Origin of the sequence: Photorhabdus tasmaniensis (genome assembly GCF_011189505.1) — a bacterium.
GTDB classification, from domain to species: domain Bacteria; phylum Pseudomonadota; class Gammaproteobacteria; order Enterobacterales; family Enterobacteriaceae; genus Photorhabdus; species Photorhabdus tasmaniensis.
Window position 1 is genome coordinate 1 of the sequence record NZ_PUJU01000191.1, and the last position, 608, is coordinate 608.

The window sequence follows — 608 nt, forward strand, 5'->3', positions numbered from 1 at the left end:
TATCACGCCAGCAACATCCCACCGGGCAGCCTGCCGGGCAGCAAAACCCAGATGGCCTTCCGCTCAAAAACCCACAAAGGCGAAGGCTATAACGAACTGCGCTTTGAGGATGCCAAAGGCAGTGAAGCACTGGCTTTGCATGCTCAGAAGGACATGACCACCGTGGTGAAACATGACCAGACCCTGGTCGTGGAAACCGGCAACCGGCAGGTTGCCGTGAAAACCGGTGATGAAAAAACAACCATTGAACAGGGTAGCCTGATGGAAACCATCTGCCAGCTGCGCAGCACCGACGCCAATCAGGTCCAGGTCAGGACCCGCGCCGGGAAAGCGGGCGACGGGACTCAGCTGTATGAAGCCAGTGACACTATCATGCTGAAAGTCGGCGCAGGAAAAATCGTGATGACCCCGGAGAGCATCAAACTCACCTTCGGCGGAGAGGCCAACAGCATTGAAATCAACGCCAGCGGCGTCATCATGCTGGGCGGCAACATCAATATGAACAAGTAAACCCATCCCAAAAACAGCTTAAAATGATTATCAGGACCCGACCATGACCCAGGAAACCCGCTTCATCCCGTTTCACTTCAATGCCGGCACAGTGAAGA

The 608-nt window shown here is 54.8% G+C and carries 1 protein-coding gene; it reads left to right on the forward strand.

Annotated elements, in window-relative coordinates:
• Positions 1–510 (forward strand): bacteriophage T4 gp5 trimerisation domain-containing protein (locus C5471_RS23475; RefSeq protein WP_422630946.1); only part of this gene is annotated, 510 nt, incomplete at its 5' end.
• Between the last annotated feature and the right edge of the window lie 98 nt (positions 511–608).